This window comes from Photorhabdus sp. RW14-46, from assembly GCF_963887965.1.
Lineage (GTDB): Bacteria > Pseudomonadota > Gammaproteobacteria > Enterobacterales > Enterobacteriaceae > Photorhabdus > Photorhabdus laumondii.
The window spans coordinates 17,215-34,916 of record NZ_CAWPHH010000023.1 but is presented as its reverse complement, the minus strand read 5'-3'; the positions used below and the strand labels follow the sequence as shown (position 1 = coordinate 34,916).

Genomic DNA, 17,702 nt, shown 5'->3' with positions numbered 1-17,702 from the left:
ATTTAGTTATGAAGCGGTGGCGAATGTCACACTCGCCAATATTGTCAGAACGGCAGCTAACGCAGCGACGCTTACCGCAGCAGCCGCGGCTAAAATTTCCACCAGTGCAATCAGCGCAGCAGCGACGGCAAGAGTGACCAGGATAACAACGGCAACACCGGCAATAATCACCACCATTTCCAGCATGCCTTCCCCCACCTCTTTCAATATCTGCATCCAGCTAATGTTTTTAAGCTCTTCCAGGGTGATGTCTGAACCCTGTTGCACAGTCTGCCACCGGGCTTTTATCTCACTCTCCGTCCAGGTCACGATTTTCCCCGTTTGTTCATTAACCCAGGAAAAAGCGTAGCTGATCTGATGGCTTATCGGGTCAATAATCTCTTCACACACCCACTTGCCGGTTTGATTGAGCCATGAACCAAACTGGGCAAGAAGCTCTCGGGTACTGTCGCGGACATAATTCAGCCCATTTTCGGCCAGACCAGCCACCTCCTGCCCGAGGACAACCCAGTCTTCATAGCTGGGTAAAAACGACCAGCGGGAAGTGCTGAGAAGCGGTGGATTTTTTGTCAGCGGCTGCGGAATAGTCCCCGGCACACCCTCTGCGGGAGGAGCGGGTAAAGCTTCATCATCAGGCGGCGAACCGGGTGGCAGCGGGGCTAGAGGTATGGGGTTTTTATAGTGTTGGGAGTCGGGTTGATAATGTTTTCGCCACGCTTCGTCATACTGTTTTTGCTCTTCTGTGCGATTATCGCTGATACGCATTACACCAAAGCGATCTTCGGTCGCAATCTGTATGTAATCTATTTCTTGATCTTCAGCAAGTTTATCGCCCGGAAATTTCACCTCAATCAACATCTTCAAATTATCAGGGTGCACAGAACCATCGAAGTAGGTGGCATTTCTGCCCGGCCAGCGGAGAGCTTCCTCTTTAACCAGAATAATATCGGGCCGGCGGATACTAACAACACCAAATTTCTCCGCGTCTTCGGCAGAAGGCCGGGCAAACGGATTACTGGATTGCGGTAAATTATCACCATAACGTTGCTTAGAGTCTTGACTGGTTGCCAGCATGGGTAAGGGGACATCTTGCTCTCCTCGGATAGCAAACACTACTTCTGCTTTATAGGGCCACAGGAAGTCATGCTTAAGCTCCTCAACCTTAATCAACCCACTCATAATGACTTGATTAAGAAAGCGAATAGCGCCCAGTTTGGTGATAATCATTGCCGGCAGACGCAGAGCGTATTCGGCTTTTCTCGCCAGATAACAGGGATCTTCATCGGCGGGAAAGACCCCTATTTCCATCGTACAGGTGATTGATGTGACAGCCGGGCACATCTTGCCGTTGTTGGATATTGCCATACTTATTTCTCCGTAAATTCCATAACATGCTCTACCGGTGTGTTATCACTGGCCTGATATAAGGTTTGCTTCGGTTTCGGTGGGTTTTCTGGTGAACTCAGTTGCAAATTTTCTTCCGCCTCACTCTGTACAATCACCGTTCTGCCCAACGCATCGGTTTTACCGGAAAGGGTCTGACCGCCAGCGGTGGTAATGGTATAGCGGGTATGGGCCAGTGGTTTACCGCTCTGTTCACTGAGCAGGGTATAGCGGGCGGAGTAGTCAAACAGCGCACCGGCGGATTTCTTGCCGGTGATATGGTCAGTCATGGTGATGCTGACCCCTTCGATGCGGATATTGCCCATCGGGTCAATGACTATCTGCCCGCCTGCGTTCCCAATGATGATTTGCCCGCTTTCAGAGTGCACCGTGATATGTTTACCCACGGTAATTTGCTGGTTATCGGCGATGTTTAATTGATGGCTTTTACCAATGGAAAGGGCTTGCTGACCTTTAATGGTCACCGTTTGATTTTGACCAACTTCAAGTGTCTGGCCGCCCTGCACGGCTTCATCATCATCGTTTTTAATGATCGCCGTGCGGTTATGCGCCACTTCTGTTTGCTGGTCATGGCCTATCTGCGTGGTTTTGTCCCGGAGAATCTGGCTATTCATATCCCGCTGAGCATGAATAAACACTTCCTCTCTTCCTTTATTATCCTCAAAGCGCAGTTCATTAAATCCCTGCCCTCCGAGAGTCCGGGTTTTAAAGGTGGTACGGGTTTTCTCCAGCGGTAAATTAAGAGGCGGGCGGTTGAGGCCGTTATAGGTACACCCCGTTACAATCGGACGGTCGATATCGCCGTTGAGATAGCTGACGATCACCTCCTGCCCGACGCGCGGTATCGCCATAAAACCGAAACCGTTACCGTTCCAGCCCTGTGCCACCCGTACCCAACAAGACGCGTTGTCGTCCGCTTTATCGTAGCGGTTCCAGTGGAAATGGATCCGTATCGCGCCGTGTTCGTTCACATAAATCTCTTCGCTTCCCACCCCGACCACCGTGGCGACTTCATCACCGTCCGCCAGGGGTTTATAGCGGTAAGGGGGCCGCCAATCCTGGTTTCCGGGAATAAAGGCGACCTCGTTGGTCAGTGTGGTCCCTTCGCCCCCGTCGTCTGATGCGACAGGTTGCCACCCATGATGCGTGACAGAGATTAACTGCCAGCGGGCGTTCATGGCTTCTATGGGATGGGATTGCAGGGTAAAAATTTTGCCCGGCCGAAGCCGGATACAGTTGGTTTTGGCGGTACCGACTTTACTGTAGTTTCGTAACTGTTCCAGCCGCAATTGGGTAAAAGGTTTTCCTTCCTCGTCCCACTGGAAACGCCCGTAACTTTCAAACACCGAATGGTGCCCGCTATCGTCGGATTGCTTCTGATGCTCAAGCGAATATTTGGGGTTAAGAAAGTTATGATCTTTCTGGACCGTGCCATTCGAACACAGGTATTCGCCATAACTCCACTGGTACGCCGTGGTATCGGTCTCGTCCGTTTCAGGATGCGTATTGTAAGTCAGAGCGATATCCGCCTGCATGCCCAGGTGGCAATCACAGAACAACGTCTGTTCTTCCTCAAACCAGAAGATAATGCCCTCTTCCGCCGCCAGCCGGCACCAGAAATCATAAGCGGATTCGCGTTTTTGCGTGGTGTATTCCCGTTCGGCATGGCGTTTATAGAGCGTATCGCGGGTAAATAAAATACGATGCTCTTTAAGCAAGATCGTTAAGATTTCGGGTACAGACTTCAGATGGAAAATACGGCTATCCTGATTGAGCGTCATCAGCCACATTGTGGGACGGACAGTGAAAATATAAAAAGTGCTACGACCATCGGTATTACCCTGTTCAGCCCCGGTTATTAAACCATTAATGGTCCGTTCGGTGACGCCATTGCGGGTAATGGTCAGTGACGCGCTGTCCCCCAGTTGTTTATTCAGGGGAATGTCATCACGTGAGCTCACCACCTTTAACGTCAGGCGATAAAGCTGTGACAGCTCTTCCTGTAAAGTAAATTGCGCTACCTGAAAGGTGGTTTGGGGCAGTGCGCCAATTCGGCAGGTGAAAACTAATCCATCCATATTTGAAACCCTACATAATTGAACCATTATCCTGAAACGGGGATAACGCAAGAGGCTATTAAACGAGCCATGACATGCGGCTCTTTTAAATAGCGCCGGTCTGTTCCGCGGTAAAAAAATGACAGCGTAAAATAGCCATCATTTAATACGTGGCGTTAGAGAGAACAATAGACCGCGTCCAGCTAGGTAGGATGGAGTGGAGACAAATAACAGAGAATTTCGCTCTCTAAATATTATGACCACAAGATCATGATATTTATCATATGGACATAAAAAAATGTGATAAATATCACATGAAATGGCTCATTAATCGCTATCAATATATACCCATCATCTTTCAAGTTGCCTCTTTGTTGGCTGCACTCGCTCCCCCCAGTCACATCGTTCTCTATGCTCCCGGGGATTTGCTCCCGGGGATTCGCTCCCTTGCCGCCGCGATGCATCTTTATATGTAAAGTGAATTTAAAATCAACCAAGCTGACACCTCATCGACATTCCTCTCCTGCCTTATATCGGCTGGAGTGCCTTTTCGAGGTAAAGATGGTTTGTAGTGTGAACCCTCTTTCAACCACGTCTGTCTGACCAATAATTACTCTACTGCAAAAAATAGCAAATAAAATAACCCAATGGGATAGGCAGTAAGTTGCTGAATGAGATAGGATCTTGACCTGCTAAACACTAAATTAACCTTACCAATCTATTACCAATAAGAAGGCATTATGTGGTTTTCCAGATTTAAACTGGCTTTTATCGCACTTTTACTTCCCTGGTTGCTAACGGTAGCAACACAAATGGCGGGAAGAATCTATCTTCTCTTAACTTATGGCAGTTATCAGCTCTTCATTGACTCTACTCAAGACGTGGAACGAATGTTCTGGATCGGCGGATTGTTTGATATTCGTATTGCCAGTCTGCTGTTTGTGCCTTGTCTGCTGATTGCTAGCTTATTTGCCATTAATAAAAACAGCTTCAACATATGGCAACACGCCTATCCGTGGTTGGCAACAACACTCAATACCGTAGTCGGGGCTTTGACGGTAAGTAATGTTTACTACTATGCCACTTATGAACGGTCGTTCGATATTTTCATCTTCGGCTTAGTGGAAGATGATACGCAAGCCGTGCTGCACACCCTATGGAACGACTATCCGGTGATTGAAAGTTTGCTCTGTTTAGCGCTGTTCGCAATGACTGTTTTCTGGTCCTGTCTGCTCTGGCAACGCTACCTTATTTCACGCACAGAGCGCAAAACCAGTCTGCCGGTTTCTGCGATGGCGACGCTGGTTATTTTGACTGTCTGTTTCATTGGCATGCGTGGCTCCATAGGCACCTTTCCACTACGTCAGTCCAATACACAAGTTTCAGAAGTCAAAATGCTTAATATGCTGACACCTAATGGCCCAATGGCACTGAATTGGGCGTTTAATGATCATTACAAAAACAGCCACTTCCCAGAAGCAACAGATGCACAAGGTAGCTGGTTATTAAACCATTTTCTAGAGAAGCCAACCCCCGCAAATCTGTCACCGTTTATGGCTAAAACTGCCGATAATCCCACCGCTCAAAAAAATCCTCCTCATGTAATATTTAACGTCATGGAGAGTATGGGTTATCACCTACAAAGTTTGGATCGCCCAGATCTTGATGTTTTTGGCGCTCTACGCCAGCACTGGCAAAACGACTGGCGTTTTGAACGTTTCATTTCTGAAGGAGATGGCACCATTGATAGTTTAAGCCGTTTCTTGATCCGCAGCCCAAACAGCGCAGTCAGTCAATCCACCGCGCAGCATCTCGATTTCACCAGCAATATGTTCAAACCCTATCTGGCGAATGGTTACAAAATTATCTTCGTCACATCCGGTAACGGCGCATGGCGTAATTTGAATCAGTTCCTGCCAAACCTGGGAGTCAGTGAATTTATCGATCAAAATGGGCTGAAAAAACGCTATCCAGAAGCCAAATTCGATACCTGGGGTGTACCTGATGAGTTTATGTTCCGTTATATTGAAGAGCGCTTAACTCAGGCAGAAAAGAACGGGGAGCATGTTCTGATTATGTCGTTATCTACTACTCATCACCCACCGTATAAATCGCCGGCAGGTTATCAGAAAACCGACATCAAGCTGAGTGATACCGAGAAACAACGTTTAAGTCATTTGGCTAGTGGTAGTGAGTTACAAGAGGTTTTTCATACCCTGCGTTACGCCAATGATCAATTAGGACAATTTATTAGTTGGGTAAAATCTCAGTCATTGGCTTCCCATACCATTATTGCGGCAACCGGTGACCATAATATTCGAGGTATCAGTTATCCAGATGCTCATGAGTTGGCAATCGGCCACGGTGTACCATTTTATCTCTACGTGCCGCCCGCTTATCGCCAAAACGCAACTTTTGATGCTACCAGAGTCGGCAGTCATAAAGACATTTGGCCAACCCTCTACCATTTGAGCTTGTCACATACAGCTTATTACCGTACCGGCTGTAATTTGCTGGCTGAACATCTAGACCCTATCTGGTGTCAAGGATATAACCCGGAAGTCACTATTACACAGCAAGGAGCTTATGTCATGATAGGCAAAGGTGAATTTCGACCATGGGCAAATCAAACAGGATTATTACTCGGTGACCCCCAGCCAATGACAGCAGACCAAACCAAACAGTTCAAACGTTGGCAGGCATTTACCGATCTCCTGTCATGGCAATTAAATCGTCAAGTTCACCACCAGCAATAATTGATACTTCCATGAATCCCTTTAATCTCAATCTATTAAAGGGATTCACATTGAGAATATTGCGATTAGCCTTTTACTCCCCCGGCGGTCAAACCACTGACCAACCAGCGCTGGGCAACCAAGAAGACGATGGTAATCGGGAGTGCCGAGAGCACAGCAGCGGCGGCAAAATCTCCCCAAAGATAGTTCTGTGGGTTAAGGTACTGCTGCATGCCCACCGCCAAAGTGTAATTGTTCACATCTCGCAAAAGCAGTGAGGCAACCGGCACTTCCGTAATCACACCAATGAAGGAAAGAATGAATACCACTGCCAGAATCGGTACCGAAAGCGGTAGCAGCACCATACGGAAAGCTTGCCACGGTGTCGCACCATCAAGCGCAGCAGCCTCTTCCAAGGAGCCATCAATGGTTTCGAAATAACCTTTAATCGTCCAGACATGCAACGCAATGCCCCCCAAGTAAGCAAAAATCACACCACCGTGGGTATTAAGGCCAATAAACGGTACATATTCCCCTAGTCGATCAAACAAAGCATACAGCGCCACCAAGGAAAGTACCGCCGGGAACATCTGAAAAATGAGCATGCCTTTCAGTAAAGTACTTTTACCGCGAAAATGCATACGGGCAAAAGCATAAGCACAAGTCGTTGATAAGGTAACGATACCTACAGCGGTAATAAAGGCCACCTTAACAGAGTTCCAGAGCCATAGCATAACCGGGAAAGGTGGCGGAGTAACACGGCCATCCGGTGATACCACACTGTAACCCAGTGCCAATTTCCAATGTTCCCAAGAGATATTTTCCGGGATCAAACTCCCCGTAGCAAAGTTCCCCGGCCGCAGGGAGATAGTAATAACCATCAGTAGAGGGAATAAGATCATGGCAATAAAGGTAAACATCAACAAATGTGTCGCTAACAAACGCCATTTCTGTGATTTGGGTTGAACCATTGCCATTGCATTCCTTCCTTAGTCAAATTTAATACGGGTAGCTTTCAGGTTAATAACCGCCAGTGCACCAACCAACAAAAAGATCACTGTCGCAATCGCCGCAGCCAAGCCAAAGTCCTGCCCACTACTGCCGTCGAAAGCAATACGGTAGGTGTAACTCACCAGTAAATCGGTATAGCCTGCCGGCGTCGTGGTGCCAATGCGATCTGGTCCACCAAGGGTTAACAACTGAATCAGAACAAAGTTGTTAAAGTTAAAGGCAAAGCTGGCAATCATCAGCGGCGTCAATGGTTTTATCAACAACGGGAAAGTAATCTTAAAAAAGTTCTGAAACGGTCCTGCACCATCCATTGCCGATGCTTCATACAGATCATCGGGTATTGCTTTCAATAACCCCATGCAGAGGATCATCATGTAGGGATATCCAAGCCAGGCATTCACTACAATCAGCATGGTTCGCGCCATCGTTGGATCGGTAAACCAAGCCGGTTTAAGACCGAATAGACCGTTAAGCAACAGATTGATCTCACCAAAACTTTGGTTAAACAACCCCTTGAAAATCAAAATAGAAATAAACGATGGTACTGCATAGGGTAAGATCAACAACACGCGATAAACAGCACGACCTTTCAGCGCTTCCCACTGCACGATGCAAGCCAAAACCATGCCAACAGCAACTGTCAGCACCACAGTGAACAGAGAAAACACAACTGTCCAAACGAAAATAGCGAGGAATGGTTTCTGAATACCTTCATCCTGTATCACCCGCAGGAAATTTTTCCAGCCGATGGTAACAGTAAATCCTGGCGTCAAAGTCTCATTACCCCATGTTCCCTCAGCATTGACAGACTGATAGAAACCGGTATCGGTATTGGGGCGATAAAGCGTACCTGTTTGATTGTCGGTGAGGGACTCACCATCTTCCCCAAGAGAGTATTGAGGGTGCACTCCAGAGAATTGACGTAGCGAACTCATTTTCAGCCGGTTACCATCCGGTAAAACAACAACCAACTGGTTCAATGCCTGTCGATTCTGGGTAATAATGCGCAATGTCGCTGCTTCACCGTTCTCAAGATTATCCTGCTCATACACATGCAGAGTCGTCTCTTCCATTGCTGACAGCGAAAACGGTTCGGACACTAGTTGCTTCGTTTGGCTCGGTATACTCAGTGCCAAAACCCACAAATCCGATTTTGGATAGAGCTTAAAAGTCAATGCTTGCCCTGACTGATACTGACGGCTCATCAGGACAGATTGTGCGCGTTCAAAAGTCAGTTGATTGATACTACTATAGTTGGTGAAGGCGATAGCAATGGTGCAAATGAGTGGAAACAGTACAAACAATCCCATGCCTGCCACACCCGGATAGGTATAGCGCCAGGCATAAGTATTGCGGTTGGAAAAAACATAAATCCCCATACCTAACAATACCAGTGTCACCATTGCAAACAGATACTCTCCCTGTGAGTACATCAATACCACCAGATAACCGGTAAAGAGTACACACAGGCTCACTGCAAGCCATTTCAGAGCAGAATGCTGCCACCATGATGTTTTTTCGAGCGTCGCTGACATAATGCTCTTCCTTTTTACTACGACGTAACAGCTTTGCGGATAGCTTAATCAATCTTCCTGCAAACAGGCATCCTTACTGGTTGCAGGAAAGAGAACTCCTTCAAAAAAGAGTTCTCACAGGTTACTTAGTTATACGGGCTTCGGCATCACTTAGTGCGGCATCAACGGTCTGACGGCCAGCCAACGCATTAACAATAGCGTTGCGCATGGCATACCAAAAACTGCTCATTTGTGAGACGTTCGGCATGATTTCGCCGTTTTTAGCATTTTCCATCGTGGCAGCAATACGTGGGTCCTTAGCCAGAATATCGTGATAGGATTTCAATGACACAGCCCCCAACGGCTTATCTTTATTCACCATCTCCAGACCTTCGTTGGTCAGCAAGTAGTTTTCCAAGAACTCTTTGGCTAGCTCTTTATTCGGGCTGGCAGTATTGATACCTGCCGTCAATACACCAACAAACGGCTTGGACGGATGACCGTTAAAGGTCGGCAACAATGCCACACCGTAATTTACCTTGCTCTTGTCGATGTTGGCCCACGCCCACGGACCGTTGATGGTCATCGCCGTTTCACCTTTGTTGAACGCCGCCTCAGCAATGGAATAGTCAGTATCTATATTTAGATGCTTATTTCTCACCAAATCGATAATGAAACGCAGGCCTGATTTGGCACCCGTATTATTCACTCCGGCATTCTTCACATCATATGCGCCATTTTCCAGCTTGAAAGCATATCCTCCGTCCGCAGCAATCAACGGCCAAGAGAAATATGGCTCTTGCAGATTAAACATAATGGCACTTTTGCCTTTACTCTTCAGCGCCTTATCCAGAGCCGGGATCTCTTCCCACGTTTTTGGTGGTGTCTTCACCAAGTCTTTATTGTAGATAAGAGAGAGGGCTTCAACCGCGATAGGGTAACCAACCAGTTTACCGTCGTAACGCACAGCATCCCAGGTAAACGGAAATAGCTTATCTTTGAAGCTCGGATCTGGCGTGATTTCTGTCACCAGACCAGACTGTGCATAGCCGCCAAAGCGATCATGAGCCCAGAAAATAATATCCGGCCCATCGCCGGTTGCTGCAACCTGTGAATACTTCTCTGCAAGCTTGTCTGGATGCTCAACCGTAACATTGACACCCGTATCTTTCTCAAACTTCTCACCAACTTGTGCCAGGCCATTGTAGCCTTTATCACCGTTGATCCAGATAACTAGCTTACCTTCCTCTATTTTTGCAAAAGCAGAGGCAGATAACACCAGCGTGGCTAAAACAGAAAGCGCTAAGGTACGGGCGCCTACTTTTAAGGTTGTTTTTATCATCATTCCGTCCTTATAGTTTAAGTAGGTTCAGAGTGAACTGTTTTGTTACATTGGCGGAGAGTGCTGATCTAGTGTGCAATTAACAATGGAAATACTCATCCTCCCCTACTCTACGCCCTGCCCGGAATGGGTGTGATCTCTATTACAAAAACAGAAGAAGCGTGCCGTTGCCCACAAAAAGGGGCATCTTTTTTTGCGATAAATATCACAATTTATCCAGTAGCTCATACCTAACCAGCTCAACAACGCTTATCTCATCCTCCTAACTCCTCCCCCATAAAAAATTTGGGTATGGAGGATTTACTCACCCCTCATCTTAAACACACTCTGGGTTATTATTTTTCACCGCGAATTGCGGTGATAAGTCCGGGGGAACACATGTCGAGCGTCACATTACATAATGTATCGAAGGCTTATGGTGAAACTATTATTTCCAAGAACATCAACCTTGAGATACAAGAAGGAGAATTTATCGTTTTTGTCGGTCCATCGGGTTGTGGAAAATCGACAATATTAAGGATGATTGCGGGTCTGGAAGATGTGACTTCCGGTGATTTGCTGATCAATAACATCCGAATGAACGATGTGCCCCCCGCCAAACGCGGCGTTGGGATGGTTTTTCAGTCTTATGCACTGTATCCCCACCTGTCTGTTGCAGACAATATGTCATTCGGCATGAAGCTGGCGGGCGCTAAAAAAAGTGATATTCAGCAACGGGTAAAACAAATTGCCGAGATGCTTCAACTCGCTCACCTGCTTGATCGCCGCCCTAAAGCCCTATCAGGTGGGCAACGTCAACGCGTTGCTATTGGCCGTACTCTGGTCGCTGAACCCAGTGTTTTTCTGTTAGACGAACCGCTTTCCAACCTGGACGCCGCACTGCGGGTCCAAATGCGCATTGAAATCTCACGCCTACACAAACGATTGCAACGTACGATGATTTATGTCACCCACGATCAGGTTGAAGCGATGACGCTGGCCGACAGAATCGTGGTACTGGATGGTGGAGATGTTGCCCAGATTGGCAAACCTCTTGAACTTTACCATTACCCGGTTAATCGCTTTGTTGCCAGCTTTATTGGTTCACCCAAAATGAATTTCCTGCCAGTTAAAGTCACGGCTACCGCTATTGATCAGGTACAGATTACTCTGCCCAACCGACAGCAAATCTGGCTGCCCGTAGAAAGCAAGGGGGTAAAAGTGGGCAGTAATGTCTCTCTGGGGATACGTCCTGAACACCTCCTGCCAAGTGATATCGCTGATGTCACGTTGGAAGGCATAGTGCAAGTTGTCGAGCAGTTAGGAAATGAAACCCAGGTTCACATTGAAATCCCGGCCATTCATCAGAATCTGGTTTATCGCCAGCCTGATGTTGTACTGGTGGAAGAAGGATCTACCTTCACCATCGGATTACCTCCCCACCGCTGCCATTTATTCCGAGAAGACGGAACCGCATGCCAGCGTCTGCATGAAGAACCCGGTGTTTAAGCCTGAGCTAATCAAAAAACGACAGGAGAATAATTGATGAAATCAATGCGTATATTACCTATCTCACTAACCATTATGGCCGGATTACTGTCTATCGAGGCGTCAGCCGTAGAATTCCACGGTTACGCCCGTTCTGGTATTGGTTGGACCGGCAGCGGCGGTGAGCAACAGTGTTTCCAAAGCACCGGCGCACAGAGCAAATACCGTTTAGGTAATGAATGTGAAACCTATGCTGAGCTTAAGCTAGGTCAAGAGCTATGGAAGGACGGTAATAAGAGTTTCTACTTCGATACCAACGTGGCGTATTCCGTGGCGCAAAAAAATGATTGGGAATCCACCGACCCTGCGTTCCGTGAGGTGAATGTTCAAGCGAAGAACGTCATCGATTGGTTACCGGGTTCAACATTGTGGGCAGGTAAACGCTTCTACCAGCGCCATGACGTACATATGATTGACTTCTACTACTGGGATATCTCTGGTCCGGGTGCAGGCTTGCAAGATATTGATCTCGGCTTTAGTAAGCTCGCGCTGGCCGTCACCCGTAACACTGAATCTGGTGGTTCTTATGGCTGGATTGCTAGTCAGCGCAAAGAAATTCCCACCTCCAATGATGTCTACGATATACGTCTATCCGGTCTGGAAGTTAACCCAGGCGGCAATCTGGAGCTTGGTTTTGACTATGGACGCGCCAACGCGCGAGATCACTACAAACTTGACCGTCATGCTTCCAAAGATGGTTTCATGTTTACCGCCGAACATACACAGAGCATGTTAGGGGGCTTCAACAAATTTGTCGTACAGTACGCGACAGATTCCATGACCTCCTCCAACAGTGGTCATTCTGAAGGTGCCAGCGTAAACAATGACGGTTATATGTTACGTATTCTGAATCATGGCGCGATTAATCTCGCAGAAAAATGGGATCTCATGTACGTAGCGATGTATCAGGATACTGACCGTGACAACAACAATGGCAACACATGGTATACGGTTGGTGTACGTCCAATGTACAAATGGACATCGACGATGAGCACCCTGCTGGACATTGGTTATGATAACGTCAAATCCCAACGTACTCATGACACCAATGATCAGTACAAAATCACCCTAGCCCAACAATGGCAGGCAGGTGACAGCATTTGGTCGCGCCCGGCCATTCGCCTGTTCGCCACCTATGCAAAATGGAATGAAAAATGGGGTAATGCGAACAAAAAAGACGGTTACATCGATGGAATGGCCTACCGTGATACCGCAACGCATAAATTCAGCCGTGGCGACGATGATGAATTTACCTTTGGTGCACAATTCGAAGCTTGGTGGTAATCCGGCTATACCCTATGGATTGCAAGATGCATCGCGACAGCAAGGAAGCGAATCCCCGGGAGCATAGCAAACTATGTGACCGGGGTGAGTGAGTGCAGCCAACAAAGAGGCAACTTGAAAGATAACGGGTATAGACTGATATGCCTCTTGACCGTGGGCATCAGTCTCTTTTTTTCAACCGAACAAGGGTAAGAGATGAAAACTAAACTGCTCTCATGTTGCCTTAGCGCGGTACTCTGTAGCACATTTCCTCTTATAGGATATGCAACGCCCATTACCGCAACTCAAGCAACTATCACAGCTCAAACAACCACAAAACAGGATATTGTCGCCCCGTCCCTCTCGATAACAGCATTGCAAAAACTGAGCTGGCAACCGATTAATACCAGTGATACTCAAACCATTATCCTCAATGCAGCATCTCAGCATCTTAATGAGGGAGAGATTCAGGGGCCGATAGCCGCATTCGCGCTGCCGGCAAACCGGGGCTCTTTGGATATTACCCTGAGCAGCTTAGTACAAGATAAACAAGTTTACGTGCCAAATGTTTTAGTCCTGGATCAAGGGTTACGCCCCGCCGCATTTTACCCGAGCAGTTATTTTCCCTATGAACGTCCGGGGGTTATGTCCACCGATCGGCTGGAAGGCACACTAAAGCTAACACCAGCACTGGGGCAACAACAAATTTATGTACTGGTCTACACCACCCGTACCGATTTGCAGAAATCCACCCAAATGGTTGATCCGGCCAAAGCTTACGCGCAAGGCGTCGGTAATGCCGTTCCCGCGATTCCCGATCCCGTTGCCCGCCACACACAAACCGGTACGTTGAAGCTGAAAGTGAGATCGGAACAAAACGCCGGCAACATCACGATTGGTCAAGTCTTCTCAAGTCCAGCACAAGAACCGATCATTGTCGGGCCAACACAAGCCATCGTAACGCCGTCTACGCTGCAAAAAGTCAAACCAGTCCTGAGTGATACAGAACGATATTTCAGTGATGCAATCAAAAAGGAAATTAATAACGGCAATATTGATAAGGCACTCAAATTGCTGGATGAAGCGGAACGCCTTGGATCTTCAACGGCACGAGAAACATTTATCAACAGTATCAAAAACAAAGGGTAAACAAATGCTCTCCGAAAAGGAGGGCATCGGGTTTAACTCCTTTTTACATAGCCCCCCAGAAATGGGGTTTTTATGTATATACCTTATAGATTTCAAGATGCATCGCGACGGCAAGGGAGCGAATCCCCGGGAGCATAGATAACGATGTGACCGGGGTGAGTGAGTGCAGCCAACAAAGAGGCAACTTGCAAGATGACGGGTATAGATAGTAACACCAATAACTGTCGTACATTAGATCTAAGCTAATACAGGTAAAGCCTTAGTGATTCTTAACAGGAAATTATCTTCATAAAGAAAGGCAATAGAATTTTTTATTGCTTGATGATCTCTTATTTTATATTCGTCAATAATGAGTTGTAATTTTTCAGACAACTCAGGAATACTACCTGATTTATAAAGTTCACCATTAAAATCATTGATAATATCACCCGGGCCACATTGACAATCTGAACTTATACAATAGATACCATAAGATATTGCTTCCGCTAATACCATACCAAAGCCTTCATATTTTGAGGTTAAAATAAAAGCGGACACCTCTTTTATATTATCCATCACAAATTCCCAAGGCTGATTTTTCCAACCGTGCCAAATAATATTGTTACTTATATTAAGTTGTGAAGATAATTCTTTTAAATAAACCTCATCATCACCAGAACCTACTATATGTAACTCCCAATGACCATGTAATTGTGAAAGCGCTAAAAACAGTTCAGTTAGATTTTTTGACTTATAAGCAAGAATTCTGCCAACATATAAGAATCTGGCTATGTGTTTTGGTTGAGGAATGATAAAAGAGTTCATCTTGATAGGATTGAAAATAAGATGAAGCTTCTCTGTTTTTATTCCAAAAGATAACATTTGATCTCTTAAACCAGAACTAATTACAAGGTGCTCGTCGGCACAGCATAAATCTTTAATTTTTTGTGAGGTAGGATTTCTAATGGAAGTATGCAGCCAAGAGTAAGTTTTTACCGGGAAATTAATTTTTTCACAGGAAAGTCGAGCAATATTACAAGATGTTGTGTCTAAACTTATTAAAATCTCGGGGTGAAATCTTTCTAATATCAAGGACAGTTCACATGCAATATCCGGGCGAGATTCGTCATTGCTTGACGTTAAGTAGATATATTGAGCATGAGATAACCAATCACGATTTTCAATTCTATTTTTCTTATTCAGAGATATGAAAATGAAATCAATTTCAATGTTGGCACGGCCAATCAAATTTATTAAATTCGAACATACCGTTTCTACCCCACCATATCCATTCAAGAAAAGATCATGGTATATTATGAATATTTTTTTCATTAAAAATCCTTTATTGAATTAACCAAAAACGCTCTTGCACTTTTATTTCATTAATAGTTCGATGATATTTCTCCAATGAAATTAAAATGTTTGATTTATTATCAAATAGAGGTTCTAATTGAGACTCATAAAATAGGATGTTTTGTGATTTTTCTTTTAAATCAATATCCACCAATATGGCACGCTTATCAAATTTATTATTTCTTAATAAAGCACTTTCCAAACTATCAGGGTTAATAATAGGGTATTCACCTAAAACATAGGGAAAATCTTCATAAAGCAATATCTTAAACTTACGTGAACCTTTTATATTAGGTACAAGATTATTTATTATGATATGGTCTACATGTCGACCTATCCCCAAAGGGGCATAGATATAATCAGGTTGATAATTTAACAATATTTTGTCAATTAGCTCTTGAGCCATATCGGATGCATCATCTGATTTATGTATCTGGCCAGTATAAATCATGGCCGAATTTTTATACATAGGTTCACCGTATTGATCGGTCCTGTAAATGCAATCTAAAATTTTACCATGTATTGGAATCACTGATAATTTATTGCAAAAAGCAATATCCTCATTAGCTCGCTTTGAATAAAGTTTTATAAATGAATATATATTATCATTATGTACAGAGTGTGAGTAATGAGATGTCAGGTCTTTATCATATTCAGTAAAAAATGTTAAAATAATCACCTTTTGATTTTCTGAAACTAATTTATGTATTAAACCGCCAGCGCTTAAAGCTGCATCATCTAAATGAGGTGATAGAAATAGATGTATCATTTTAAATCTCCATGTAAAAGTTATTATATTTTATTTCCATCAGTACAATATAAATAGCAGCGAGATCAATGCGTATCCCATCCCTATTTTTTATAAAATCTGAGTTATCAATGTTTGAATTTTCTTGGCATTGAACTCTTTCATCATGGGCATAAAATTCTTTCATTATATCAAACCAGCCAGCATGGATTCTTTTTGCTGCAACTTCTATTACGCTGTCACTGTGGCCTAATATTGTCATTAAATCAGAAAAAATAGTATCGTTTGTAGAAAGTAAGCTCTCATAATTAAAATTATCAGACACAATATTATCATCGTATGAACAAGTATCTTTTATTACTTCCGATATAATACTCAGATCACTCTTTATTAACCTTTTCTCAAACTTCTTCTCTTTTTCAGTGAATGCTTGATAAGGTTTTAAAAAATTAACTTGTAAGTTGTACTCAATTTCAAGTTTTGTTATTGAGTCTTGCATAGCAGTTTTATTATCGACTAAATATTTCGTACACCATAAGTCGTGTATACAAGAGGCAAGAATATCTAAGTTATCATCCTGCTCCAAGAACAGACATATTTCAGAAAACAATTTAATTTGTGAACTATTTAACTGGCAATTTAAAGTTTTATGGCTAGGATTAAATATAAATGAAGCTTGCTTTAATCTTCTCTGAATCTCTTTGGTTAAATATGTTGAATTTAAATTAATTTTTCCATCCAGCAATTTTTTATTATCTTCTTTACTCATGCCCCATCTCCTATTCTTTGTCCATTAACCTTATTTCTGTTGATGATATATCTAAGCGAAATAGATTTTCTGGAATAGATTCAAATAAAAATCGATATTCCTTTTTAATATTCATCAAGTCATCGACGGTATGATATTTATTATTAAAAAAACGTCCAGCCACCAGAAATCGACAATCATTATTCTTAATTGTCATAAGAGATTTTTTTAATCCTTCCTCACCGCCATAATAAATAGGATTATTAATTTCTTGGCATAAATCAGCGCCAATGACAAAAATTGCTCCCTGGTAAATATGCGATTTTTCAGTAAAAATTTTAGCGTCACTTAAAACTATATCACCTTTCCCCTTAAATTGTCTTATCCTCTCGAAAATTTCATCGGTTGAAATGGTAAGTTTTACCGCATTCTTGATTGACAGTTCATAATAGGGTTTTCTTTTCGTCATCGCTGTAGCGATTTCTTTTAATTCTTCATGGCCTTTATGCAGTGGATTAAAAGAACCAGATAAAATTAAAGTCTCTTTCCAGTCTATGTTTGTATTGTTAAAATCTCCGTTTCTATCAATATGGATATAATTCAACTTACCATTAATTAAATCAATTAGATAACGCTCATTCTTGTCAGGCATATTCATCTATATTCTCATATGCTATTGTTGTTAATTAAATATACCTGTTATCTTTCAAGTTGCCTCTTTGTTGGCTGCACTCTCTCACCCCGGTCACATAGTTTGCTATGCTCCCGGGGATTCGCTCCCTTGCCGTCGCGATCCATCTTGAAATCCATTGGGTATATTGTTTTTTTTAACATTAAAACCATTAACTATAAATATTTTATTCGCAGCTCAG

General features: G+C 44.2%; 14 protein-coding genes. 4 read left to right on the top strand and 10 right to left on the bottom strand.

Features of this window, described 5'->3' with window-relative positions; genetic code table 11:
* Positions 1–6: 6 nt before the first annotated feature.
* From AACQ38_RS16780 to AACQ38_RS16770, 3 genes are all read right to left on the bottom strand, one after another.
* The gene (locus AACQ38_RS16780; protein ID WP_165578626.1) at positions 7–1,365 is read right to left on the bottom strand and encodes a VRR-NUC domain-containing protein; all 1,359 of its coding nucleotides are present in this window, start codon (positions 1,363–1,365) and stop codon (positions 7–9) included.
* 2 nt (positions 1,366–1,367) lie between these two features.
* Positions 1,368–3,509: a type VI secretion system Vgr family protein gene (tssI, locus tag AACQ38_RS16775; protein ID WP_242685611.1), complete on the bottom strand. Its 2,142-nt coding sequence runs from the start codon at positions 3,507–3,509 to the stop codon at positions 1,368–1,370.
* 206 nt (positions 3,510–3,715) lie between these two features.
* Positions 3,716–3,958 carry a hypothetical protein gene (locus tag AACQ38_RS16770; protein WP_165578625.1) on the bottom strand — a complete coding sequence of 81 codons (243 nt, stop codon included), beginning with the start codon at positions 3,956–3,958 and terminating at the stop codon, positions 3,716–3,718.
* 243 nt (positions 3,959–4,201) lie between these two features.
* Here AACQ38_RS16770 and AACQ38_RS16765 point away from each other — a divergent pair, with 243 nt between their 5' ends.
* A complete protein-coding gene (locus AACQ38_RS16765; RefSeq protein WP_011144847.1) occupies positions 4,202–6,217 on the top strand; it encodes an LTA synthase family protein in 2,016 nt (671 codons plus the stop codon).
* Between the two features lie 65 nt (positions 6,218–6,282).
* Here the strand turns inward: AACQ38_RS16765 and malG are convergent, their stop codons facing one another.
* The 3 genes from malG to malE all read right to left on the bottom strand — a co-directional run bounded on the left by malG (position 6,283) and on the right by malE (position 10,063).
* The gene (gene malG, locus AACQ38_RS16760; protein ID WP_011144846.1) at positions 6,283–7,173 is read right to left on the bottom strand and encodes a maltose ABC transporter permease MalG; all 891 of its coding nucleotides are present in this window, start codon (positions 7,171–7,173) and stop codon (positions 6,283–6,285) included.
* A 12-nt stretch (positions 7,174–7,185) separates the two neighbouring features.
* Positions 7,186–8,742 (bottom strand): maltose ABC transporter permease MalF, encoded by a 1,557-nt coding sequence (gene malF, locus AACQ38_RS16755; RefSeq protein WP_011144845.1) that lies wholly within the window; start codon positions 8,740–8,742, stop codon positions 7,186–7,188.
* Between the two features lie 121 nt (positions 8,743–8,863).
* Positions 8,864–10,063, bottom strand: a complete 1,200-nt coding sequence (gene malE, locus AACQ38_RS16750; RefSeq protein ID WP_011144844.1) for a maltose/maltodextrin ABC transporter substrate-binding protein MalE — start codon at positions 10,061–10,063, stop codon at positions 8,864–8,866.
* A gap of 378 nt (positions 10,064–10,441) precedes the next feature.
* On the opposite strand from malE, the gene malK reads away from it, so the two are divergent.
* From malK to malM, 3 genes are all read left to right on the top strand, one after another.
* On the top strand, positions 10,442–11,551 hold the full coding sequence (gene malK / locus AACQ38_RS16745; RefSeq protein WP_011144843.1) for a maltose/maltodextrin ABC transporter ATP-binding protein MalK: 1,110 nt from the start codon (positions 10,442–10,444) through the stop codon (positions 11,549–11,551).
* 36 nt (positions 11,552–11,587) lie between these two features.
* Entirely contained in the window at positions 11,588–12,874 is a 1,287-nt protein-coding gene (locus AACQ38_RS16740) for a maltoporin (RefSeq protein ID WP_011144842.1), read from the top strand.
* A 195-nt stretch (positions 12,875–13,069) separates the two neighbouring features.
* Positions 13,070–14,002 carry a maltose operon protein MalM gene (gene malM / locus AACQ38_RS16735; protein ID WP_165578624.1) on the top strand — a complete coding sequence of 311 codons (933 nt, stop codon included), beginning with the start codon at positions 13,070–13,072 and terminating at the stop codon, positions 14,000–14,002.
* Positions 14,003–14,239: 237 nt separating this feature from the next.
* Here malM and waaB read toward each other — a convergent pair whose 3' ends face one another.
* Genes waaB through AACQ38_RS16715 form a run of 4 tightly spaced genes read right to left on the bottom strand, consistent with a single transcriptional unit; the run spans position 14,240 to position 17,488 of the window.
* The gene (gene waaB / locus AACQ38_RS16730; RefSeq protein ID WP_165578623.1) at positions 14,240–15,313 is read right to left on the bottom strand and encodes a lipopolysaccharide 1,6-galactosyltransferase; all 1,074 of its coding nucleotides are present in this window, start codon (positions 15,311–15,313) and stop codon (positions 14,240–14,242) included.
* A gap of 10 nt (positions 15,314–15,323) precedes the next feature.
* A complete protein-coding gene (locus AACQ38_RS16725; RefSeq protein ID WP_165578622.1) occupies positions 15,324–16,103 on the bottom strand; it encodes a PIG-L family deacetylase in 780 nt (259 codons plus the stop codon).
* Position 16,104: 1 nt separating this feature from the next.
* Positions 16,105–16,851 (bottom strand): hypothetical protein, encoded by a 747-nt coding sequence (locus AACQ38_RS16720; protein ID WP_165578621.1) that lies wholly within the window; start codon positions 16,849–16,851, stop codon positions 16,105–16,107.
* Positions 16,852–16,861: 10 nt separating this feature from the next.
* A complete protein-coding gene (locus AACQ38_RS16715) occupies positions 16,862–17,488 on the bottom strand; it encodes a hypothetical protein (RefSeq protein WP_165578620.1) in 627 nt (208 codons plus the stop codon).
* Between the last annotated feature and the right edge of the window lie 214 nt (positions 17,489–17,702).

Excerpts from the sequence above, each read along its gene's own strand:
- malF (WP_011144845.1), bottom strand. The coding sequence starts at position 8,742 with ATGTCAGCGACGCTCGAAAAAACATCATGGTGGCAGCATTCTGCTCTG.
- waaB (WP_165578623.1), bottom strand. The coding sequence starts at position 15,313 with ATGAAAAAAATATTCATAATATACCATGATCTTTTCTTGAATGGATAT.
- AACQ38_RS16725 (WP_165578622.1), bottom strand. The coding sequence starts at position 16,103 with ATGATACATCTATTTCTATCACCTCATTTAGATGATGCAGCTTTAAGC.
- AACQ38_RS16740 (WP_011144842.1), top strand. The coding sequence starts at position 11,588 with ATGAAATCAATGCGTATATTACCTATCTCACTAACCATTATGGCCGGA.
- AACQ38_RS16720 (WP_165578621.1), bottom strand. The coding sequence starts at position 16,851 with ATGAGTAAAGAAGATAATAAAAAATTGCTGGATGGAAAAATTAATTTA.
- AACQ38_RS16715 (WP_165578620.1), bottom strand. The coding sequence starts at position 17,488 with ATGAATATGCCTGACAAGAATGAGCGTTATCTAATTGATTTAATTAAT.
- malE (WP_011144844.1), bottom strand. The coding sequence starts at position 10,063 with ATGATAAAAACAACCTTAAAAGTAGGCGCCCGTACCTTAGCGCTTTCT.
- malG (WP_011144846.1), bottom strand. The coding sequence starts at position 7,173 with ATGGCAATGGTTCAACCCAAATCACAGAAATGGCGTTTGTTAGCGACA.
- AACQ38_RS16780 (WP_165578626.1), bottom strand. The coding sequence starts at position 1,365 with ATGGCAATATCCAACAACGGCAAGATGTGCCCGGCTGTCACATCAATC.
- malK (WP_011144843.1), top strand. The coding sequence starts at position 10,442 with ATGTCGAGCGTCACATTACATAATGTATCGAAGGCTTATGGTGAAACT.
- AACQ38_RS16765 (WP_011144847.1), top strand. The coding sequence starts at position 4,202 with ATGTGGTTTTCCAGATTTAAACTGGCTTTTATCGCACTTTTACTTCCC.
- malM (WP_165578624.1), top strand. The coding sequence starts at position 13,070 with ATGAAAACTAAACTGCTCTCATGTTGCCTTAGCGCGGTACTCTGTAGC.
- tssI (WP_242685611.1), bottom strand. The coding sequence starts at position 3,509 with ATGGTTCAATTATGTAGGGTTTCAAATATGGATGGATTAGTTTTCACC.